The 23670-nt window shown below is 36.4% G+C and carries 21 protein-coding genes; 12 read left to right on the forward strand and 9 right to left on the reverse strand.

Features of this window, described 5'->3' with window-relative positions; all coding sequences use genetic code 11:
- Positions 1–79 precede the first annotated feature (79 nt).
- The 5 genes from NG806_RS08625 (at position 80) to NG806_RS08645 (ending at position 6486) form a co-directional block, all read left to right on the forward strand.
- Positions 80–1081, forward strand: a complete 1002-nt coding sequence (locus NG806_RS08625) for an EamA family transporter (protein WP_261512709.1) — start codon at positions 80–82, stop codon at positions 1079–1081.
- Positions 1082–1102: 21 nt separating this feature from the next.
- Positions 1103–2131: a methionine ABC transporter ATP-binding protein gene (locus NG806_RS08630; RefSeq protein ID WP_214831664.1), complete on the forward strand. Its 1029-nt coding sequence runs from the start codon at positions 1103–1105 to the stop codon at positions 2129–2131.
- Positions 2124–2780, forward strand: a complete 657-nt coding sequence (gene metI / locus NG806_RS08635) for a methionine ABC transporter permease MetI (protein WP_214831665.1) — start codon at positions 2124–2126, stop codon at positions 2778–2780. The genes NG806_RS08630 and metI overlap by 8 nt, the downstream gene beginning before the upstream one ends.
- A 133-nt stretch (positions 2781–2913) precedes the next feature.
- Positions 2914–3723 carry a methionine ABC transporter substrate-binding lipoprotein MetQ gene (gene metQ, locus NG806_RS08640; RefSeq protein ID WP_261512710.1) on the forward strand — a complete coding sequence of 270 codons (810 nt, stop codon included), beginning with the start codon at positions 2914–2916 and terminating at the stop codon, positions 3721–3723.
- Between the two features lie 501 nt (positions 3724–4224).
- Positions 4225–6486 (forward strand): glycoside hydrolase family 3 C-terminal domain-containing protein, encoded by a 2262-nt coding sequence (locus NG806_RS08645; protein ID WP_261512711.1) that lies wholly within the window; start codon positions 4225–4227, stop codon positions 6484–6486.
- Between the two features lie 173 nt (positions 6487–6659).
- Here NG806_RS08645 and NG806_RS08650 read toward each other — a convergent pair whose 3' ends face one another.
- From NG806_RS08650 to NG806_RS08675, 6 genes are all read right to left on the reverse strand, one after another.
- Positions 6660–7220, reverse strand: coding sequence for a DUF2652 domain-containing protein (locus tag NG806_RS08650; RefSeq protein ID WP_214831672.1), 561 nt, complete (start codon positions 7218–7220; stop codon positions 6660–6662).
- Between the two features lie 55 nt (positions 7221–7275).
- Positions 7276–8697, reverse strand: coding sequence for an efflux transporter outer membrane subunit (locus tag NG806_RS08655; protein WP_261512712.1), 1422 nt, complete (start codon positions 8695–8697; stop codon positions 7276–7278).
- Between the two features lie 18 nt (positions 8698–8715).
- A complete protein-coding gene (locus tag NG806_RS08660; protein WP_261512713.1) occupies positions 8716–11856 on the reverse strand; it encodes an efflux RND transporter permease subunit in 3141 nt (1046 codons plus the stop codon).
- Positions 11857–11865: 9 nt separating this feature from the next.
- Positions 11866–13008 (reverse strand): efflux RND transporter periplasmic adaptor subunit, encoded by a 1143-nt coding sequence (locus NG806_RS08665; RefSeq protein ID WP_214831675.1) that lies wholly within the window; start codon positions 13006–13008, stop codon positions 11866–11868.
- Positions 13009–13207: 199 nt separating this feature from the next.
- On the reverse strand, positions 13208–14122 hold the full coding sequence (locus tag NG806_RS08670) for an AraC family transcriptional regulator (protein WP_214831676.1): 915 nt from the start codon (positions 14120–14122) through the stop codon (positions 13208–13210).
- 99 nt (positions 14123–14221) lie between these two features.
- Complete coding sequence (locus NG806_RS08675) at positions 14222–14974, reverse strand: metallophosphoesterase (RefSeq protein WP_261512714.1); 753 nt, start codon at positions 14972–14974, stop codon at positions 14222–14224.
- A gap of 89 nt (positions 14975–15063) precedes the next feature.
- On the opposite strand from NG806_RS08675, the gene NG806_RS08680 reads away from it, so the two are divergent.
- Positions 15064–15702: an alpha/beta hydrolase gene (locus tag NG806_RS08680; RefSeq protein WP_261512715.1), complete on the forward strand. Its 639-nt coding sequence runs from the start codon at positions 15064–15066 to the stop codon at positions 15700–15702.
- Positions 15703–15761: 59 nt separating this feature from the next.
- On the opposite strand, the gene NG806_RS08685 is transcribed toward NG806_RS08680, so the two are convergent.
- Positions 15762–16964: a CynX/NimT family MFS transporter gene (locus NG806_RS08685; protein ID WP_261512716.1), complete on the reverse strand. Its 1203-nt coding sequence runs from the start codon at positions 16962–16964 to the stop codon at positions 15762–15764.
- A gap of 78 nt (positions 16965–17042) precedes the next feature.
- On the opposite strand from NG806_RS08685, the gene NG806_RS08690 reads away from it, so the two are divergent.
- On the forward strand, positions 17043–17828 hold the full coding sequence (locus tag NG806_RS08690) for a helix-turn-helix domain-containing protein (protein ID WP_261512718.1): 786 nt from the start codon (positions 17043–17045) through the stop codon (positions 17826–17828).
- On the opposite strand, the gene NG806_RS08695 is transcribed toward NG806_RS08690, so the two are convergent.
- Complete coding sequence (locus NG806_RS08695; RefSeq protein WP_261512720.1) at positions 17829–18413, reverse strand: LOG family protein; 585 nt, start codon at positions 18411–18413, stop codon at positions 17829–17831. It lies immediately after the preceding gene.
- A 30-nt stretch (positions 18414–18443) separates the two neighbouring features.
- On the reverse strand, positions 18444–19832 hold the full coding sequence (locus NG806_RS08700; protein WP_261512721.1) for an MFS transporter: 1389 nt from the start codon (positions 19830–19832) through the stop codon (positions 18444–18446).
- 143 nt (positions 19833–19975) lie between these two features.
- Here NG806_RS08700 and NG806_RS08705 point away from each other — a divergent pair, with 143 nt between their 5' ends.
- From NG806_RS08705 to NG806_RS08725, 5 genes are all read left to right on the forward strand, one after another.
- Positions 19976–20446: an Lrp/AsnC family transcriptional regulator gene (locus NG806_RS08705; RefSeq protein WP_261512722.1), complete on the forward strand. Its 471-nt coding sequence runs from the start codon at positions 19976–19978 to the stop codon at positions 20444–20446.
- Positions 20447–20927: 481 nt separating this feature from the next.
- Positions 20928–21440, forward strand: a complete 513-nt coding sequence (locus NG806_RS08710) for a CPBP family intramembrane glutamic endopeptidase (RefSeq protein WP_214831683.1) — start codon at positions 20928–20930, stop codon at positions 21438–21440.
- 360 nt (positions 21441–21800) lie between these two features.
- Positions 21801–22568, forward strand: coding sequence for a methyltransferase domain-containing protein (locus NG806_RS08715; RefSeq protein ID WP_261512723.1), 768 nt, complete (start codon positions 21801–21803; stop codon positions 22566–22568).
- Positions 22552–23025 (forward strand): GNAT family N-acetyltransferase, encoded by a 474-nt coding sequence (locus NG806_RS08720; RefSeq protein ID WP_261512724.1) that lies wholly within the window; start codon positions 22552–22554, stop codon positions 23023–23025. The genes NG806_RS08715 and NG806_RS08720 overlap by 17 nt, the downstream gene beginning before the upstream one ends.
- A 235-nt stretch (positions 23026–23260) precedes the next feature.
- On the forward strand, positions 23261–23599 hold the full coding sequence (locus tag NG806_RS08725; RefSeq protein ID WP_261512725.1) for a hypothetical protein: 339 nt from the start codon (positions 23261–23263) through the stop codon (positions 23597–23599).
- Positions 23600–23670 lie beyond the last annotated feature (71 nt).

Raw genomic sequence — 23670 nt, forward strand, 5'->3', positions numbered from 1 at the left:
TATTATGACATATTTTATAAGGCCTTACCACGTTGTAAGGCCTTTTTTATTTACATGAACAACATAAAAAAAATATACAATGAGTACGACTAGCTCTAAAAATAATTGGTTAATCCCAATAGCGTTTACCAATATTTATGTAATCTGGGGGATTACTTTTTTAGCTATTTCTTTTGGATTAAAAGGATTTCCACCTTTTATCTTATCAGGTTTTAGATTTTTAGTCGCTGGAATCCTGATGTTGGGTTATCTGCTGATTAAAGGAGAAAAAGCCAATTCATTAATTAACTGGCGTAAAAACGGTATTACAGGAATTCTTATTCTAACCGGAGGAACAGGTCTTGTTGCCTGGGGTGAACAGTATATCACCGCTTCTGAAGCTGCCATTACCATCGCTACCGGACCATTTTGGTTTATTGCCATTGATAAAAAAAACTGGAAATACTATTTCTCAGATAAATTCATTCCTATTGGATTGATCATAGGTTTTATAGGACTGATTTTATTTTTGAAAGGAAGTGTCAACTCCAATACCCATCTTGCTATAAATGGTTCCGTTCGCATTACTGCATTTATTGTGTTGGCATTAAGTTCAGTGGCCTGGGTTTTAGGTTCTTTATATTCAAAGAAAAATCCTTCCAGCCATTCTACATTGATGAATATTGCTCAGCAGCTGATCATTGCAGGGATTGCTTCTTTCATTATTGCCTATTTTAGAAATGAATGGAATAACTTTTCTATAACGTCGGTTCCATTACCTGCATGGCTAGGGGTATTATTCCTTATTTTCTTCGGATCTATTATCGCTTACCTTTCCTATATCTGGCTATTATCTGTAAAACCGGCAGCGTTAGTAAGTACCCATACCTACATCAATCCTATTGTGACTGTATTTGCGGGCTGGATCATTGCTAATCAAACGATCAACGGGAATCAGTTATTTGTTTTATCCATTATATTAACGGGTGTTCTTCTTACCAATATTACCAAATATTTTAAACTCTCAAAACGATCAAAAGTAAAGATCAGAAGGGCAGTGAGATTTGCTAAGAAAAACAACAGACCCTACCAACCCATATAAATTTTAAGTAATTAAACTATAATGATAGAAATCAAAAACATTTCAAAAACCTTTCATCAAAAGAAACAGTCTTTTAAGGCTCTGGATGATGTCAGCCTGAACATTGAACAAGGCGATATTGTCGGGATCATTGGATTCTCAGGAGCTGGAAAAAGTACTTTAATACGAACCGTGAATTTGTTGGAAAGACCTGATCAGGGAAAGATCATCATCAACGGTAAAGATTTTACCCAGCTAAAGCCTAAACAACTGGCCCATGAGCGTAAAAAAATCGGGATGATCTTTCAGCATTTTAACCTGCTTTCTTCAAGAACAGTTTTTGAAAATGTAGCACTGCCATTGGAACTGGATCACATCAACAGATCAGAAATTCAAAGAAAAGTCAATGAATTATTGAAAATTGTAGGACTGGAAGATAAAGCCAATGACTACCCAAAAAGCCTTTCAGGAGGGCAAAAGCAAAGAGTAGCGATTGCAAGAGCATTAGCCAATGATCCTTACCTCCTGCTTTGTGATGAAGCAACGAGTGCATTGGATCCTGCTACCACACAATCGATCTTACAATTATTACGTGACATCAATCAGCGCTTAGGGATTACCATTTTATTGATCACGCACGAAATGGATGTGATCAAGGCGATCTGTAATCATGTCGCTGTTATTGATAAAGGAAAGCTCCTTACCAAAGGAACCTTACAGGAAATTATTTCGGATAAAGAACATCCAATTATTAAACAATTTATAAACCCAGGCATCATGACAATACCTCAAGAGCTTAATAAAAAGCTACAAAAAGAGCCAAAAGACGGTCTGTTTCCGCTTGTGGAAATAGAACTCAATGAGCACATTACGGTTGAAAAGCTGCTTTCAAAAATATATGATGAATATAAAATCCCTTACAAACTGCTGAAAGCCGATGTAGAATATTTAGGGGATTCCAACTTTGGAAAATTGCTATTGCAATTACAGGGAGAATCAGAAGAAAACCAAAAGGCGATCTATTATTTAAATCAAAATAAAATTCAAAATACAGTAAAAGGTTATGCTTAGTGATACGGTAATTTCTCTTTTATCAAAGGGAATTTGGGAAACAGTTTATATGACATTCGTTTCCGGTTTTTTTGGTTTCGTTTTAGGCCTTCCTGTAGGTATTCTCTTATTTCTAACAAGAAAAGGGCAGCTTCTGGAGAATATAATTTATAACAGGATTTTATCTATTTTGGTTAATATCTTCCGTTCTATTCCATTCATCATTTTAATTGTATGGATGATTCCTTTCACCAGGGCTTTGGTTGGAACTTCAATCGGTGTTAACGCTGCTTTGGTTCCGTTGAGTATTGGTGCAGCCCCATTTATCGCAAGACTGGTTGAAAACAGTCTTCTGGAAATTCCAAACGGATTGATTGAAACGGCAAGAGCTTTAGGTGCTACTCCACTTCAGATCATCATAAAAGTTTTGCTTCCTGAAGCACTTCCTTCACTGGTCAACAATGCAACAATTACTTTGATCACACTTGTCGGTTATTCTGCAATGGGTGGTGCTGTTGGCGCTGGTGGATTGGGGCAAATCGGTTATCAGTACGGATATATCGGTTATGACGCTGTGATCATGAATCTGGTATTGGGACTTTTAGTCGCTCTGGTTTTTATCATTCAGTTTTCTGGCGACCGGCTGGCAAAGAAGTTTGATCACCGATAAGTTGAATCGGTTGGAGGGTTTGAGGATAAACAAGTTAATTTCAACCAACATAACTATAACCTACTCAATAAAGCGATTTTTCAGTTTCGCGATTTTGTGATTCTGCCTTTAAATAAAAAATATAATATATATAATGAAAAAAGTAAAAATTTTAGGACTTTTAGCAGCAGGTTTGCTGGTATTTAATGCATGTAACTCATCGAAAAAAGATGATCCCAATTATATAAAAGTCGGTATTACCGCAGGCCCTGAACAGCAGATTGCTGAAACGGCTAAAAAAGTTGCTAAAGAAAAATACAATCTTGAAGTTGAGCTGGTTGCTTTCAATGATTACGTCGTTCCCAATGAAGCACTGAACAATGGTGATATTGATGCGAATGCTTTTCAACATGTTCCTTATCTAAACGAACAATCGAAACAGAGAGGCTATAAATTAGCAGTGGTAGGAAATACGTTTGTGTATCCTATTGTGGCGTATTCAAAAAAAATCAAAAACATCAGTCAGCTTCAGAATGGAAGTACTGTTGTTATTCCCAATGATCCAACTAATGGTGGTCGTTCCCTTCTCCTATTGCAGAAAAATGGTTTATTAAAATTAAAGGATGGTATCGGTTTACTGCCTAAGGTCACTGATATTGTTAGTAATCCAAAACAATTGAAAATTGTAGAAATCGAAGCCCCGCAGTTACCAAGAGTTTTAGATGATAAAGAAGTGGTTATTGCCATCATCAATAATAATTTTGCAGCACAGGCCGGATTGGATGAGACGAAATTTGGAATTTTTAAAGAAGATAAAGATTCTCCATATGTGAATGTTGTGGTAGCTAGACACGACAATAAAGATACTGAAAAAGTGAAAAACTTTTTAAAAGCTTATCAATCTGATGAGGTGGTGAAGAAGGCCGAAGAAGTTTTTAAAGGTGGTGCGGTAAAAGGATGGTAGCAATTTGATTTAGTGCATCAATGTAGCAGTATAACAGTGTAACTATGGTTATAATGGTTATAATGCTTCAATTGTAAATTGCACTAAAACTCTATTGCGTTATTTCGAGTGAAATATTTTGGAACAAAGTGGAAAAGGATTTTGTATCGAGAAGCTTTTTGTACATATCCACAAACTTCTCGATCCACTTCATTTCATTACGCTACTCGAAATGCCGAAACTTGTTATAAGGTAAGAATTTAAAAATGTAACAGTGTAACAATGATCAAATGGTTAATACCAATTGATTTTGTTACACTTTATTTTTTTAACGCATTTTTTTTAAAAAAGTAATAATATTCAAAATTTTACTTTAGAAACCTTTTGGCACAGCTTATTTCACTTCAATAGGATAAAAAAAGAATTGGTTAAATATGACCATTTATTAATAAAATTTATTATCCCAATTTGAGATAATAAATAAATTTACTATTTTTGTTACGAATCAATAAAAAGGTTTTTATGTTAAAGAAAACTGCCATAGTAAGTTTATTCACTCTTATTTCAATTTCTTCGATGGCTCAAAATACTATTCTTCCGGTCTATTTAGACGAAACTAAACCTGTTGAACAGCGTGTTCAGGATGCACTTTCCAGAATGACGCTGGAGGAAAAGGTAGCAATGCTTCACGCACAGTCAAAATTCAGCTCGCCGGGTGTTCCAAGATTGGGGATTCCTGAATTCTGGACAACTGACGGACCTCATGGGGTGCGTCCGGAGGTAATGTGGGACGAATGGAATCAGGCTGGCTGGACCAATGACTCTATAATTGCTTACCCTGCTTTAACAGCATTGTCAGCGACGTGGAACAAAAAAATGTCATGGAACTATGGTAAAGCTTTAGGAGAAGAAGCACGATACAGAAAAAAAGACATTCTTCTGGGACCTGGAGTTAATATTTACAGAACTCCACTGAATGGAAGAAACTTCGAATATATGGGTGAAGACCCTTATCTGACTTCAAAAATGGTTGTTCCCTACATCAAGGGAGTGCAATCTAATGGAGTGGCAACAAGTGTAAAACACTTTGCTTTAAACAATCAGGAGATGTTCCGTCATACCAGTAATGTGACCGTAGATGACAGAACACTTTATGAAATCTACCTACCTGCTTTTAAAGCAGCAGTTACAGAAGGTGATTCATGGACGATCATGGGTGCTTATGACATGTATAAAAACCAATATGCAAGCCAGAACCAATATCTTTTAAACGATATTTTAAAAGGTGAATGGAAATACAAAGGAGTGGTTGTTTCTGACTGGGGAGCTGTAAATAATACAGAACAGGCTATTCATAATGGATTGGATCTTGAATTCGGAAGCTGGACCAATGGGTTATCAGCAGGAACAAAGAATGCGTATGACAATTATTATTTAGCAAAACCTTATCTGGATTTAATTAAATCCGGAAAAGTAGGAACTAAGGAATTGGATGATAAAGTAACAAGACTTTTAAATCTAGCCTATAAAACAACAATGAACCGAAATAAACCTTTCGGGAATATCGCGTCTGATGAGCATCAGGCTGTAGCAAAAGAAATTGGTGAAGAAGGAATTGTTTTATTAAAAAATCAAGGTAATGTATTACCAATCGACCTCACTAAAACTAAAAAGATCGCTGTTATTGGAGAAAATGCAATCAAGATCATGACTGTTGGTGGTGGTTCATCTTCATTAAAAGTGAAATACGAAACATTACCATTAGACGGAATCAAGAAAAGGTTTGGGAAACAGGCTGATGTACAATATGCAAGAGGTTATGTAGGAGATATCGGCGGCGAATACAACGGGGTAAAATCAGGACAGGATTTGAAAGACACCCGCTCTGAGGCTGAATTAATCAATGAAGCTGTAGAACTGGCTAAGAAATCTGATGTTGTCATTTTCGTAGGTGGATTAAACAAAAGTGACTTCCAGGATAGCGAAGGAAATGACCGTAAGAGCTATGGACTTCCATACAATCAGGATCATGTAATTTCTGCATTGGCAAAGGCGAATAAAAATCTTGCTGTAGTTTTAGTTTCAGGAAATGCTGTGGCAATGCCGTGGATCAAAGAAGTACCAACGATCGTTCAATCCTGGTATCTGGGTTCCGAAGCAGGAAATTCTATTGCCTCTATTTTAGCAGGTGATGCGAACCCTTCAGGAAAATTACCATTTACATTCCCGGTTAAACTAGAAGACAATTCAGCCCATCAGTTAGGAGAATATCCCGGACAAAAGGATGAATTCGCTGCAGGAAAAGGAAAAGATCAGAAAAACCCGATCAATATAACCTATAATGAAGGGATCTTTGTAGGATACCGTTGGCATGATACCAAAAATATCAAACCTTTATTCAGCTTCGGACACGGATTAAGTTATACGACTTTCGAGTTTGGAAAAGCTAAAGCGGATAAAACAACGATCTCTCAGGATGACAAAATCACGTTTACAGTAACCGTAAAAAATACTGGAAAGAAAGCAGGTGCTGAGGTTGCTCAATTGTATATCAGTGATCTGAAATCTTCTGTTCCACGTCCAACAAAAGAATTAAAAGGTTTTGAAAAAGTATTTTTAAATCCTGGAGAACAGAAAGAAGTAAGCATTACCATCGATAAAACAGCTTTAAGCTATTTTGATGTTAACAAACATGATTGGGTAGCTGAACCTGGAGACTTTGAAGCATTAATCGGAAATTCTTCCGATGCCATTAAAACAAAAGTGAAATTCACTTTAAAATAAATAATTTTTTCATCATTTGTGTTTTTTGACCTCCCGAAAGGGAGGTTTTCTTTTTTTAGACTTAATACCAAACACTTTACGGAAGTAGTATAATATTTATTGAAGCGATCCTATTAAACAAAAAAATGCCCGGATTATTCCGGACATTACAAAGGCAAATTACAAGGAAAAAATTAAATATATTGTTTTACTTCTTCAAAATAATGGATCACTCCTACATCAGGTAAATCCTGTTTTTCATCATTATAAAAGCTGTTTATAGTCTCTGTATTTTCAAGAAAAGAATTACTAAACAATGCATACGAGGGTTGTTTTGCAAAATCATTCTTTAATAACTGATGTGCTTCTACAACCGGTACACCATATAGTTTTCTAAAATTCCCAATTTTATATTGTGAAAACTTTCCATAGTGGACAATAAACTTTAAAGACAGATCAATAGAAATACTTAAAGCTTCATTAAGCTCTGCTACTTTTCTGGTAAAAGCATTCTGCATTTTTCTCAGCATATTGGAAACCTTCTTAAAAGATGGATTTTTATCATATCTAAAAAATAAAATCGCATCCCCTTCAATCTCAGAAATCTCAAAATACTGATTATTCACATCGATCAGGATAGATAATAATTGTCTTACAATATACTCTCCTGTATATAGTTTTGTATTAAATACAAATTCGGTAAATCCATTGAAATCCGGAATCAGTATTATACCCTCTTGTATATTTGCATCCATGATGTTTAGTTTAAAAACCTGTTATATCTAAAGACGCAACAGGTTTTATTTTACTTTATTGCCGTCCTCCCCCTACTGATCGGTAAAGAGAAGTAATAGCGTTCAGACGTTGTGCTTTCAGGGAAGCCAGATCCAGTTCTGCCTGAAGTTTATTGGTTTGTGCTAAAATCACTTCCACATAAGTCGCTGAATTGTATTTAAATAAAATATCCGCTTTCTTTACCGCTTCATTCGATTTCAATACCAATCCTTCAGCAATCTTTTGCTGTTCTTCCAATTTCTGAATCTGTACCAAGGCATCCGAAACCTCACCGACCGCTTTTAAAACAGATTGCTTAAAATTGATTTCTGCCTGTTCAGATAATACTTTAGACTGTTCATACTGTGTTTTTAGCTGTTTCCCATTTAAGATAGGTTGTGCAATCGCTCCGGCAGCCATTCCGAAAAGAGATCCCGGAATACTGAACCATTTGCTTGCCTGAAAAGCATTAATTCCACCTTGAGCAGTGATATTCAGAGAAGGATACATGCTCATTTTAGCCACATGAATAGCAGCAACGCTTTTTCTAACCTCCAACTCAGCGGTTTTAATATCCGGTCTGTAGCTTAGAAGCTCAGAAGGAATTCCCGCCACTATTTGATCCGGTGACTGAACCGTATTCAGGCTTTCCTTTCTCGCAATTTTATCAGGCATCGAACCTGTCAAAAGACTCAAAGCATTTTCCTGTGTTGCAATAGAACTTTCAATAGCTGGAATGGTTTTTAAGATCTGATCCTTTACAATCTCTTGCTGTTGCACAGCTAAAGCAGTGGTTAATCCTACCTCCTGTTGTTTGGTTAAAAACTTCAGCGTGGTATCGGAATAGGTCAAGTTGGATTTTGTAATTTCCAGTTGGGTATCCAGCATCAATAAATTATAATACCCTTGAACAACTGCGGCAACCAATCCTGTTCTCACCGCTTTTGCAGCTTCCTGGGTTTTAAGATATTCGGTTAAAGCCTGTTCCTTTCTTCCTTTAATCTTTCCCCAGATATCCGCTTCCCAGGAAATATTAACAGAACTCGTATAATCTTCTGTATATCTTCTTCCCATAAACTGCCCTGCCATCATCCCGTTCATACTGTTATCCGATGGACGGCTGATGCTCGCATTGGCAATGGCTGCACTTACTGTTGGCACATTAGCCCATTTGCTTTGATTATACGCTAAAGAAGCAAATTCGATCTGTTTCAAAGCGACCTGAAGGTCATTATTCTGTGCAATCGCTTTATCAATAAGGCCTATCAAAACAGGATCTTTGAAAAAATCTTTGTAGCTGATCTTCGCGATATTTTCGTTCTGATCACCAGCTATAATTGTATCATTTCTAAAAGCTTCAGGCATTTTGATCTCTGGGCGTTCATATTTCTGAACTTTACAGGAAACGGCAGCCCCTGAAACCAATGCTATATATGCTATATTCTTAATTAAATTCATTTTTAAATATCATTTGAATTAATATTCCCAATCTGCTTCTGTAATCACTTTTCCACTGATTCTCTCATGCAAAGCCTGGAATACCACAAAAAGAACCGGAACAACGAAAATCCCTAAGATAGTTCCGAAAACCATCCCCGAAATAGCCGCATAACCAATAGAATGGTTTCCTAATGCAGAAGGTCCTACTACAAAAATCAATGGAATCAATCCCGTGATAAATGCTAAAGAGGTCATTAAGATCGGTCGTAAACGTGCTTTAGCGCCTTCTACTGCGGAAGCTATCAGACTCTTCCCTGCTCTACGGCGCTGAATAGCAAATTCTACGATAAGGATCCCATTTTTCGCCAGCAATCCAATCAGCATTACCAAAGCGATCTGAACATAGATGTTATTAGACAGATCCGCTAAAGTAATTCCAACAAATACACCTGACAAACCTACCGGAATAGCGATCAGTACAGCAAAAGGTAAAATATAACTTTCATATTGTGCTGATAAAAGGAAGAAAACAAATATGATACACAATCCGAAGATCATTACCGATTGAGAACTTGATGTCGCTTCTTCTCTACTCATTCCTTTATAGTCATAGGTATATCCCGGAGGAAGTACTTGTTTGCTCACTTCTTCAACGGCTGCCATTGCCTGTCCGGAACTGTATCCCGGAGCTGCCATTACGGTTAAGTTAGATGAATTAAACAAATTGAAACGGTCTACTACTTCTGCTCCTGTCACCTGTTTCAGACTAACCAAAGTATTCACAGGAACCATCTGATTCAGGTTATTCTTAACAAAGATTCCATTCAGGGATTCTTTATCCTGTCTTGTTTCAGGAGTTGCCTGCACCAATACCCTGTAATATTTTCCAAACCGGTTGAAATCTGAAGACTGAATGCTTCCGTAATACCCCTGCATTACTCCTAATACATCAGAAACGGTCACTCCAAGTTGTGCTGCTTTCACCTCGTCCACCAATACTTCATATTGTGGATAGGATACATCAAATGTCGTATACGCCAAAGCTACTTCTGGTCTTTGCATCAAAGCACCCATCATTCCGTAAGAGATATTCCCTAAATTCTGAAGTTCACCATTCGTCCGGTCCTGAAGCACCAGTTCCATTCCACTGGTATTACCAAATCCATCCACCGTCGGCGTATTGATCACTAAGAAATTGGCTCTTTTATCCTGAGACAATGTTCCCTGGACCTGACCGATGATATCATTGATATTATTCACCTTCCCTCTTTCACCGCCTTTTTTCAGTTTAACGAAAATAGATCCTGCAGAAGATGACATCGAACCACTGAATAGATTCAGACCATCTACTGATATTACTTTGTCTACTGCTGGATTTTTCAGCAACAGATCTTCCGTATCTGAAATAATTTTTGACGTTCTGTCCTTAGAAGCTCCCGGGGCCAGATTGGCCGTTACAATAATGAAACTCTGATCCTCATCAGGAATAAATCCTTTTGGTGTAGTCATCGACATCCAGGTGAATAATCCACCGAAAGCCACAATGATCAATAAGGCAATCCATTTTCTTTTTAAAAGGAACAGAATTGCTTTTCCATATCGGAAAGTAAGTTTGTTAAAACTCGCATTAAACCCTGCAAAGAAACGTTCTTTGAAGTTCATTTTTTCATGCGTTTCCGGATGGTGCTGCTTTAAAAATATAGCACATAAAGCCGGACTTAATGTCAATGCATTGACTGCTGAGATAACAATAGCAATGGCTAACGTTAATGCAAACTGCTGATAAAATAATCCAGTAGAACCACTCATAAAGGCTACCGGAACAAATACCGCTGACATGATCAGGGTAATTGAAATAATCGCTCCTGTAATCTCACTCATCGCCGACATTGTAGCGGCTCTTGGATTCAGCTTTTTATGTTCCATTTTAGCATGCACCGCTTCCACGACGACAATTGCATCATCCACTACAATTCCAATCGCCAGTACCAACGCAAACAGGGTCAGAATATTAATCGAGAATCCGAATACATTCATAAAGAAGAACGTTCCTACGATAGAAACCGGAACGGCAATCGCCGGAATCAAGGTTGAACGGAAATCCTGTAAGAAAATATACACCACAATAAATACCAGGATAAAGGCTTCAATCAGGGTATGAATTACCTGCTCGATCGACTGATCCAAAGCTTCTTTTGTAGCATAGGGCATTTCATAATCCATTCCTTCAGGAAATGATTTTTCGAGCTCTTTCATTCTCTCCTGAAGGGCGATCTGTACTTCATTCGCATTAGATCCTGCCATCTGAAAGATCGCCATCGTAACGGAAGGTTTTTTATTGAAATTAGAAGATACATTATAACTGTAGGCTCCAAATTCCACTTTTGCCACATCTTTTAATTTTAAAACAGAACCGTCACTCAGCGCTTTGATCGTAATATTTTCATATTGCTCAGGCTCCGTAAATTTTCCTTTATACCGAAGGACATATTCCATCGCTTCCTTACTTCTTTCACCGAATCTTCCCGGCGCTGCTTCTAAGTTTTGAGACTGAATAGCCCTCGAAACATCAGACGGTGTCAGGTTATAGGAGGTCAGTTTATTCGGATCCAGCCACACCCGCATCGAATAATCTTTATTTCCATACACCATTGCATCTCCTACTCCTTTTACCCTTTTTAAATCCGGTACAATATTGATCTTGGCATAGTTCTCAAGGAAAAGATCATCCATCTTACCATCTTTACTGGTTAAAGAAACCATCGCAATCATACTGTTCTGTCTTTTGAGAGTCGTAATACCTGCCTGTATAACTTCCGCAGGAAGCTGATTGGTTACCTGTGCTACCCTGTTCTGAACATTGATCGCTGCCTGATCCGGATCGGTACCCAGTTTGAAAATAACCGTGATGCTTAACGTACCGTCATTACTCGCCGTAGAGGTAATATAATCCATATTTTCTACTCCATTGATGGCATTTTCTAATGGCGGAGCCACAGATCTAGCGATCGTTTCAGCGTTGGCACCAGGATAAACCGCAGATACCATTACGGTAGGTGGTGCGATATCTGGAAATTTTGTAATCGGCAGATTGATCATACCGACGATACCCAGTATAACCAACAGCACTGAAATAACTGTTGCCAATACGGGCCTTTTTATAATCTTTTTTAACATGATTTTTTCTTACGATTTTTTCGGTTGAGCGTTTTGTTTTTGAGCTACAACGGGAGTTCCCGGCTGTAATCTGTCGAAGCCGGTAACGATGTACTGATCTCCGGCTTTCAGCCCCTTGGATACGATAAAATTAGTTCCGGCCTTCCCACTCACTTCAATAGGAAGCTGAACTGCTTTTCCATCTTTAATGGTAAATACAAAAATTTTGTCCTGAATCGATCTTGTGGAAGCGATAGGAAGCAAAACAACATTAGCATAAAACTGATCCAACACCACCTTTCCGGTATTTCCGCTTCTCAGTAAATTATTAGGATTGTTGAATTTCGCTCTTAATGTAATAGACCCTGTTGTTTTATTAAACTGACCTTCCACTGCATCAATTCTCCCTGTTTCAGCATATTTCTCCCCTCCTGAAAGAAGTAAAGAGACCGCTGGGGTATTTTTAATGATCTCATCAATACTACTCCCTACATTTTGTTTTTGAAACTGATTAAAATCGTTTTCACTTAAACTAAAATAGGTGTACACCTGATGAATATCCGACAATAAGGTCATCGGATCCTGGTTGGTAGGCGTCAGCAAACTTCCCAAACGGTAATTAAATCTTCCGATGTATCCACTTACAGGCGCTTTAATCGTAGAAAAATTAAGATTGATTTTTGCCGATTCTATCGAAGAGAGGGATTGGCTTACTGCTCCTCTGGCTGCATTATAGGAAGCTTCTGCTTCTTTCACCTGGATATCAGAAACCATTTTATTTCTGAATAATTCTTTCTTACGGTCTACATCTATTTTAGTGGTCGCAAGATTGGCTTGTGCCGTAATTAATGCTGCCTGAGCACTTTTCAATTGTTCACGGAAGATCTGGTCTTCAATTTTAAACAAAGGCTGACCCGCTCTTACGTAATCTCCTTCATCTACAAATATTTTGGTTAGATATCCTGTTACCTGAGGTCTTATTTCAACATTCGAGACACCTTCCACAGAAGCTGCATATTCTCTGGAGAAAGAAGCGTCACCTTGTTTTACCGTTTCTACCGGAAGTTCCGGGGCTTGTTGCTGATAAGATTGATTTTGATTTTTCTTACATCCTGTCAAAACGACAAGGGATAAGAAGAGTATAGTTGATTTCTGAATAAAAAATCTCTGCATAGTACTATTTCCTTTAAATTTCACCGAGCAAAATTCGCTCTAAAAAAATTCAAGGGAAATATTTAAAAAACTTCTTAATTTGTCAAAAAGACATCTAATTTTTAATATACATGAGATATATCATCCTTTTTTTCTTAGAAATCAAAGAATATATGCATCGAAACTTAATTTATATTTGAGAGGTTGAGAATTACATCATTTAATACAAGTCATCCTTTTTATACTCGAGAGGAGATTTTCCAACATGTTTTTTAAAAAACTTACTGAAAGACGCCTGGTCAGAAAATCTAAGCTGTGATGCTACCTCATTTACATTAGAATTGGAGTTTTTTAATAATAGCCTGGCCTCCACTTCCAATACCTTATGGATGATTTCACGTGGTGATTTAAACATCGTTTTATTAATCACCTTGGTTAGGTATTTACGACTGATACAAAGTTTATCTGCATAAAACTGTACATTGTGCTCTTCTTTAAAATGCTCACGTACCAAAATAAAAAAACTGGTGGTAATTTCATCTTCACGGTATGTGACAGGATTTATTTTTTCCGTTTTCTTAAAGTGATTATCTACCTCATAAATGACCAATGAAAAGTGATGCCAAATCATTTCATTAAAGTAATGATCATTTTTTTCAGCATTGTTTAAAACCTTAAGCTCATCTAAATGAAATTCAAGCCTGCGGAAAAGGTCAGGCTCATTCTTGATCAAGTTGGTATCTTTTGAAAGGCTCCTCAAGATATCATTTGACCGATAATTAAATCCGGCATCGGAAATAAAATCCAAAGAAAAGAAAATGTACTTTCCAACATAATCATCAGAGATTTCTTCTATCCAAAATGTTTCAGACATTGGACAAAATATAATATCTCCTTTTGAAGTGGTATACCGCTGATCATCAATCCTGAATCGTTCATATCCGTTAGTCACTAAAATCAAGCAGAAATAATCTGCACGGTTCGGAACATTCAACTCAATATTATAGTTGCTTCCATCAATTGTCATGACCACGAACTCTTTAACTCTAAGATCAAACTCTACGTCTTTAAGAAGTTTTTCAAAAGTAAAAGTGGAAACAAATTCAGCAGTTTCAGTATTGCTCTTTCGGGACATTTTGACGAAATATTTACACGAAATTAAGGAATAATTTTTAGTTTTTTGTTGCGGGTTTCGGATTTCGAGTTCTTCCCTCTAATCTCTAAATTCTAACATCTAAACTCTAATCTCCACAATCAATTCCTTTTCATATCCATTGTATTTCTCATCAATATATCCATGTGGATTACAAATGATTTCGGTATTTCCTATTTTATACCTGCAAGGGGTATGAATATGTCCATGAATCCAATACAAAGGCTGGTATTCTACAATGAAATCTTCAAGATTGGAAGCATATGCTGAGGTCACGGGATCATTTTTATATAGTTCGGGAACCGATTGAATACTTGGTGCATGGTGTGTGACTACTATATTTTTTAATCCTTTAGAATTTTCAAGGTTCTCTTTTAAAGCCATTCTTGAAAACTGATGAATTTTAAATATATCTATCGTTCGCATTTTCGAATAGGAAGGATCTCTTTTGATCTTTTTATAATCGTTCATTTTAGACTGACAAAGCATTCCATATTGAACAGGATTCCCAAATATGGAGAAATCTGTCCATAAAGTTGTTCCATGAAACCTGATATCTTCGATATCTACATAAGAATCTTCTAGCACATAAATATTGGAATCCTTGGCTGCCTCTTTTATTTTGTTCAATGTTTTTGGGTAGGATCCTTTATAGTATTCATGATTTCCCAACACATAGATCACTGGTTTATCAGGAATTTCGCTTTTAATCCACTCAATTCCCTTTGTTCCTAAATTAACATCACCCGCCAATACAACGACATCTGCATTATCAAAAGATAATTCAGTCGAGCCAAACTCCTGATGTAGATCGCTGATGATTTGTATTTTCATGTATGTACTGGTGAAAAAAAATTAAGATTACAAAAGTAGTATAATATTAAAAACTATATCTACATTTATCCTTCAATTCAAAGGATCTCATGAAAACATCGGCAACATTTCTTTTTTCTTTCCTTTTCCTTCTTTCAAATTTTTTAACCGCTCAACAGCAGCAATATATTTTCTTTTTACATAATAAATTTTTGGAAGGACATTCTTTAACAGAGAAGCATCCAAAATATGGAGTCGCAGAATATAAACCCATTCTCTTCAAGTTGAAAGATAAAAATACAGTTGTCATATCTGAGAAAAGAGCTGACCATACCGATCCTGAAATGTATGCACGAAAGATAGTAGCTCAGATTGACAGTTTAAAAACCAAAGGCGTTCCTTCAAAAAACATAAGTATTGTTGGAACTTCTCAGGGAGGTTATATTGCACAATATGTTTCGTATTATGCTAAAGATTCTGATCTCAAATTTGTCATTATCGGAGCAAGTTTCAAAGATGACTCCTTAAATGAAGATCCCGATTTCAAATTGTATGGTAAGATATTATCCATTACCGAAAAATCAGATGATGGCCATGTAGCATTATCGACTCAGAAAAGATTTCAGAATTCTCAGATAAAAGCATTCAAGGAAATTGAAGTCAGTACTGGCATGAACCATGGTTTTTTATTCAAAGCATTAGATGTATGGCTTGTCCCAACGAAAGAATGGGTTCAGAAGAAGTTTTAATATGTTGCGGGTTGCCAGTTATTAGGAATATGCGTCCGGTAATTTTCAACTTTTCACTTTCAACTTTCAACAAATCTCTTTTGCGCCGCCTTCATTCCAAAGAAAAACATCAGAATCACTGAAATTCCCAGGAATGCAAATGAGTATTTCCATGAAGGATCCCAATCATGTAATTTCCCAAATATAGCGGGTCCAAAAGCTGCGATCAGGTATCCTACAGATTGTGCCATTCCTGAAATCTTAATTGCATTGGCACTTGATTTTGTTCGTAAAGAGAAAAACAATATCGATAAACTGAATGACAGACCATTGGATAATCCTAATAAAATTGCGGTTGCATAGATCCATTGTGATTTTAATAAAGCAAACATGACAATACTTGCCAACATCAGAATGCATAGAAAAACGATCATCGCCCTTTGATCTTTCATTTTATTGGCAATGATTGGACCAACGAAAGTAATGGGAATCATGGAAATCTGGATGACAAACAATACCCATCCCGGAGCATTCCCGTTCATTCCATAATCACCAAGAACTGCAGGTAACCAGGAAATTAGAGAATAGTACACCAAAGACTGCAATCCCATGAAAATACTGATGTTCCATGCCTGTGCAGATTTAAACATATTAAAATCTGATTTAGCTAATGAACTATTGCTTTGATTCGTTTTATTTCTATTCAGCAAGAGTTCTAAAACCACCACCAATAAGGATAAAAGAGCAATCACCAACCAGATCCCCAAAGAACCACGCCATCCATAACCCGTCCATTCTCCAAGGCTTACACTATATCCTGAAGCTAAAGCAGCGGTAAGATTCATGGAAACCGCAAAAATACCCGTCATCACACCGATCTGTTTTGGAAAATTATTTTTGATGTATCCTGGTGTAATTACATTTCCAACGCAAATACCCAATCCTATGAACACGGATCCAGTAAACAAGGTCCAGACCGATCCGAATACCCGTAAAAACAATCCAAAACTCAGAATTACCAAGGCATATAACAAAAACCTATTGATACTTAAACGATGGGAAAACCGGCTTACTAAAACGGAACAACTCGCAAACATCAGCAACGGAATAGAAGTCAGCATACTGCTTTGAAAATTATCTAAATGCAAAGATTGGCTGATCTGACTCAGTACCGGTCCCACAGAAGTAATCGGTGAACGCAGGTTACTGGAAACCAGAATAACAACCAAAACATTGATAAACAATAGTATATATGAAGCTTCTCTTCTTGTCTCGTTTTTCATGATATTGTAAAAAATTGATACAGCAAAATTACTTATGTTATTTTGTATACATTTGCCATAATATTAATCTAAAACGACATGAATTCTTCTAAAACCATCTTGAATGTTGATGAGGTCACAAAACCTTACTTTGTTTGGTTTGAAGATAATTGGAGGCATGATGACGTTCTTCATCTTCATCCGAAAAAAGGACAGCTGGTGTATGTAGAAAGTGGATTCCAGTATTTAACTGTAGAGGGAAAGATCTATCTTTTGCCTCAAAACCATGCTGCCTGGATTCCTCCTAATGCTTTGCATAAAACCAATTCCCATTCTGAAAGAATCCGGTTGATGATCATGTTTTTTGATGCTGATAAAGAAGATTCATTTTATCATCAGGTTAATGTATTTTCTGTTCCTCCCGTCCTTAAGGAAATGATAAAATATGCTGAAAAGTGGTCCATCAATACAGAGGAGAATGCGGACGAAAATATATTTTTACAAGCCCTGTATAATGAATTGCCTAATTTCGTCGCCGATTCTATCCAACTGCACATCAGTCTTCCAAAAGATAAGCGGTTAACACAGGCTATTGATTACCTGAACAGCCATTATACAGAAGATCTTAAAATGGAAGAATTAAGTGATATGGCTTCCCTATCCCTCCGGTCTTTGGAACGGATTTTTAAAAAGGAAACCGGACTCACCCTAATCAAATATCAGCAAATGCTTCGCATCATCAAAAGCCTCGAACTCCTGAGTGCTAATGAATGGACGATTTCAGAAATTGCTTATCAGGTAGGTTACAAAAGCCTTCAGGCCTTTACCAATAGTTTTCAATCGGTTATGCAATACAGACCCAGTGATTTTTCAAAAACCCTTTGATCACACTTCGTCTTTAGAAATCCATTTTTCTACTTTTGGCGCCTGATAATTTTTCATCTTGTTTAAAAGAGAATCGATCTGATCATCTACGATCAACATTTTCTGATTAGCTTCTTTAAGGAAACCTTTCTCCACCATGGTTTGACTCATTTTTAAAAGATCATCATAAAACCCATTGATATTGAGTAGAGCAATTGGTTTTTGATGCAGTCCCAATTGTGCCCAGGTCATCATTTCAAAAAGCTCTTCCAAAGTTCCATATCCACCAGGTAACGCAATAACACCATCTGATAATTCATTCATTTTGGTTTTGCGTTCATGCATGGTTTCTACAAGGATCAGATCAGTTAAGCTTTTATGCGCAATTTCTTTTCCTTGTAGAAAATGAGGAAGTATACCGATCGCTTCACCCCCATTTTCCATTACTCCATTGGCAATAGTTCCCATCAGGCCTGTCTTTGATCCACCATATACCAAACCTATTTGTTCATCAGCCAATCGCTTTCCTAATAGGTAAGCTTGCTCTTCATAGATAGAATCAGTTCCAAAACTTGATCCACAAAATACAGTTAATCTCTTTATCATTTTTATTTGAATATTTCTTATAGCCGCATTTTACGAAACGGCAACCTGGGTTCTTTTTACTTTCAATTCTTTGAAGATCAAATATACTAATATTCCGATCGCAGACACTGCATAACCCGCCAGTATAATAATACTTAAACTCCCTACAGCCTGTTCTGATGGATAGATCTGACTCATTAAAGTCATAAACGATAAACCAATCCCGGCACCCAAAAAGTAGTTGGTACTCGTTAAACTTGATGCGACTCCATAATGTGATGCCTCAACATCTCGAATCCCCAAAATTGATAAACTCGTGAAACAAAATGTCATGCCTACTCCTGAAATACACGCAGCACCTAATAAAACAACCGTTAATGGGTGACCAAAGTAAATAGATATCAGCAACGCTAAAGCACCAGCCAGCATAAAGGACCATCCTAAAATTCCCATTTGTGCCGGATTAAGTTTTTTTGAAACTGATGGTAAAATAAATTTAGCCACTAATGCAGACATTACACTGAAAGGAACCAACATCAATCCCGCCGAAGCAGCACTGTGATTCATATCTTTCTGAAGCATTAAAGAGATCAGAAATAAAAATCCTATGAAAAAGGCTCCTAATGCAAAGAAGGCAAGGTTAGCAGACATTAATGATCTGTGCCTGAATAACTGAAGATCAATTAAAGGCTGAGCTACTGTTTTTAAGCGGTAGAATACAGCACTTAAAAGTACAATGGCTACTACAATTGATCCGATTACTAAAAATGGCTGTTCTTTAATCTGTATCAGTTCATGAGCTCCATACGTCAAGCTTAGTAAGCCGAGAACTAATAGTATCCCTGAAATCGCATCTGTTTTCTGAAAACTTTCCGATTTTTCATCTGCCGGTAAATATCGATATGCAAAAATAAGGGTCAACAAAAGAATAGGTACATTAATGAGGAAAACCCAGTGCCAGCTTAAGTAGGTACTGATAATTCCTCCTATTGACAATCCACTCCCCGATCCGATTGCAGCAAAAGAACTGAAAACACCCAATGCTTTATTGCGTTCGTGATTTTCGGTAAATGTATTCGTCACAATAGATAGCGCTGAAGGCATAATAAATGCCGCTCCCAATCCTTGTAAGGCTCTGAATACAGCCAACATTTCAAAATTGGTGGAAAGACCTGCTCCTAAAGAAGTCAGCATAAAGATTAATCCTCCTAAAATGAACATTTTTTTTCTTCCGATCTGATCTGAAAGTTTCCCGCCAATAATCAGGAAACCACCAAAAAATAAAACATATAGTGTCTGTAACCATTGAACGGTTTCAGCTCCAATATGGAATTGCTCCTGAATAGATGGGATGGTTAGGTTAATAATGGCAATATCCAGCGCTTCAACAAAAGTTCCGATTGATGCCAATATTAATATTAAATTCCTCCTTGTTCCCATAGTATTCAAATTTCCTGCAAAATTAAAATATTTAGAACGTATGTAAAAATTTAACCTTAAATTTGGAACATAAATTAATTTTTAAAACAAATAAAAGAACAAATGTACTTTTAAGTTAATTTTAAAATAAAAAAACAGAACAAATGCAACCGGAAAATTACACACTGGACGAGAAAGACCTTTCTATTCTGCGTTTATTACAGAAAGATGCGAAGCTAAGTGTCCGTGATATTTCGACCAGGATTAATTTAAGCCCTACTCCCACCCATGAGCGAATTAAGCGTATGGAGAAATCCGGAGTGATCAAAGAATACACCGCTGTCTTAGACCGCAAAAAGATCAATAAAGGAATGATGGTGGTATGTATGATCGCTTTAAAAGCTCACAATAAAAAAGAAGCGACCTTATTTATTGAAGAAGTAAGCAAGCTAAAAGAAGTCGTTGAATTCTACAACATCAGCGGCGATTTCGATTTTATGCTTAAAATTCTGGCTCCCAATATGGATGAGTTTCATGATTTCTTTGTGAATAAGCTTTCAGAGATTGAAGGGATTGGGCAGACGAAAAGTATTTTTGTGATGAATAGTATTAAGGAAAGTTCCCAGATTTTATAATGGTTAAACGCGAAGACGCAAAGTTTCTTCATGTATGATGCTTTTAAGGCGCAAGGTCTTCATCTGCGATAAAAATGATACTTTCATTGCGAGGAGCGAAACAATCTTTTGCCAATTGAGGTCTTTATAGCAGGAGATTGCTTCACCTACGGTTCGCAATGACAAAACTTTAAGCATTATATTTCAATGTAAGTATAGAAAAAATAGGGTTTCGTATAAAAACCAGATGGTAATTCAACAGCACGTCTTACTTTAGTGCTATCAAAAAATTTCATAAGTCAATTTTACAGAATATCTGGCTCCTCAACACTGATTAAAGCTAATCAACAGACCCAAAATACGTTTGATTAGATAGCATTACTTACCCCCTTTATGTTTTTATTCAGATGTATGAAGATGCCAGATCTTCTTTTTTTGGGAACGAAATTAACATTAACTTTAAACCCAATTAAAATTACAACCTCTCACTTCTGAATATTACATGAATCTCTCTTTCTTAACAACAGCGATAGAAAAATGGAAAAATCTTGAAAAACCATACTACTTGCTTGTTGCCCTTATTTTTGTCCTGTTGTTTAATGTACTTTTCTTTTATGTATTGGACCTACTCAAAGTTCCAGAAAATGAATTAGGATTTCAGAAGTTTAAAAAATTAAGTAATATTGAATTATTCCTTTTAACCGTATTAGTTGCACCGGTTATTGAAACTTTGGCCTTCCAATATCTTCCAATACAAATTACAGAATGGTTAGCTAAGAAAGCAAGTCTCTTTAACGTAAAAACAGTCACGCTACTTTCTATTTCAATCTCTACGGGTTTATTCTCAGCAGCACATTATGAACATAGCTTCTATTATGCGTTAGCAACGATACCTGGTGGCATTCTTCTGGCTTATACTTATATCAACTTTCAGAAAAGAGATCGGACCGGTTTATCAACAACGATTCTTTTTCATGCGCTTTATAACCTTGCTACTTTTTTAATTAATTTTTGATCCAATAAAGTACTAATAAGGATTACAAACGGTTAAATGCAAAGACGCAAATTTTCTTTTAAAATCATTTATTTTTAAGACGTAAGGATCTTATCTACGATGAGATTTAAAAAATCTGAGTAATCTGTGGGAAATAAAACAAACACAAAAAAGAGATTCCTCCTTCATCGTAATGACATGGTGTTGAAAACTGCAATTGTAGAACAGTCCATTGTATCATCAATAAAAATTCCATTAAATCTTCGGGTTATCGGGAAATTAATCACTGCCATTCTACATTTTAAGAAACTTTTAATCTTAATTATTCTGATGTTCAGTTAGGAATTACTAAATTCAGGTTGTCAATTAAAACAGAATATTATGCCTTGGAATCCCGATGTTTACAATCAATTTAAAGATATCCGTTTTACACCTTTTTATGATCTTGCTGATCTGATCACCGGAGACTCACCTATGAAAGCTGTTGATTTGGGTTGTGGAACGGGAGAACAAACCGCTATTCTTACAGAAAAATTTCCCCAAGCCGAATTTACGGGTATTGATTCTTCCCCTGAAATGTTGGAAAAATCTAAAACATTGGAAAATGACAGGCTTCAATTTAAAATGTCCACTACAGAAGAAATGCTTGCTAGTGATGAAAATTGGGATCTCATTTTCAGCAATGCTGCTTTACAATGGTCTGATGATCATAAGACTCTGTTTCCTCAATTGATTTCCAAACTGAAAAAGGATGGTCAGTTCGCTGTTCAAATGCCCTATCAGCCAGGAAATACATTAAATAAAATTTTATTTGAACTCGCTGATGAAGAGCCGTTTAAAACCCAATTAAATCATTGGAATCGCCCTTCTGCCGTGCTAACTATTGATGAATATGCACAGATTTTATTTGAAAACGGTATTGAAGAGCTAAATCTTTTCCAAAAGGTCTATCCTATTATCGCTGAAAATCATGAGACTTTATTTAAATTCATTTCGGGTTCCGCTTTAATTCCTTATTTGGAAAGGCTTAATGAAGATCAGCAAAAGGAATTTACCTCTGAGTTTAAAAACCGTATTGCTATAGGTTTTCCTAGACTTCCTGCTATTTATGCATTTAAGAGAATTTTAATGTATGGAAGAAAAAAATAAAAACCTTCATCTAAGAAAGGCCACTTTAACGGACTTAATGACCATTATAGAAATGCTTGCGGATGATATATTGGGTCAGAGCCGGGAAGAGGTTTCTGTTCCCCTGGATGAGCGTTACGTTTCTACTTTTAAAGCCATTGATCAGGATCCCAATCAGGACTTGGTCGTGCTAGTGAATGACCACGATGAGGTCTTAGGAACTTTACAGCTTACTTATCTTCAATATCTGAATCATAAAGGCAGCAAGCGGGCCTTGATAGAATCCGTGCGGATTCATTCTTCTCAGCGGGGAAAGGGACTGGGACAAAAAATGTTTCAGCTGGCAATTGAGCGTGCTAAGGAAAAAGGGGCAACGATCCTTCAATTGGCTTCTGATAAAAAAAGGGTCGAAGCATTGAGGTTTTATGAAAATCTAGGATTTACAGCTTCTCATGAAGGTTTTAAAATGAAAATATAATGATAAATCCAAACCAAGAAATTTCTCGTATATAGATTGAAAGGTCTTATCAGCTGTAAAAATCTATGCAGAAAATAGTAAAATAATAAAAATTTGATGCAAGATTTCTGTTTTATAGGATTTATTATATAGAATAATGAGCTTAAACTTGTTTTGGTACGGGCTTTGAACAAAAGAAAATATTACAATAATACAGGGCTAAAAACCGATACCAACAACAAACAATTACGATATAATGAAAAAAATATTAGCAATAGCAGTTTTAACATTAGGAATATACAGTGTTACCAGCTGTACAGCAAAACAGGCAACTTCTTCAACAGATATGGAAAAGAATGATTCGATAACCGCGACCGGAAAGGTTACCAAGATCGAAAACGGAAAAGATGGGTATATGGCGACCATTCAGGATACGAATGGTAAAGAATATGTAGCTACCATCAGCATCGTTAATCTTCAAAAAAGCGGAAGTACATTCAAACGTTATGAAGTAGGAGATACCGTTACTGTTCAGGGTCCTTCGTGGAAAGATGATCAGGGAAAGACCTATATCAAAGCTGAACAATTGAAATAATCTAATAGAAAAGCAACCATTTTTTAATAATTCTCTAAGATGATATCCTTCACGTGTTATGAAGGATATTT

Source organism: Chryseobacterium paludis (genome assembly GCF_025403485.1).
GTDB classification, from domain to species: domain Bacteria; phylum Bacteroidota; class Bacteroidia; order Flavobacteriales; family Weeksellaceae; genus Chryseobacterium; species Chryseobacterium paludis.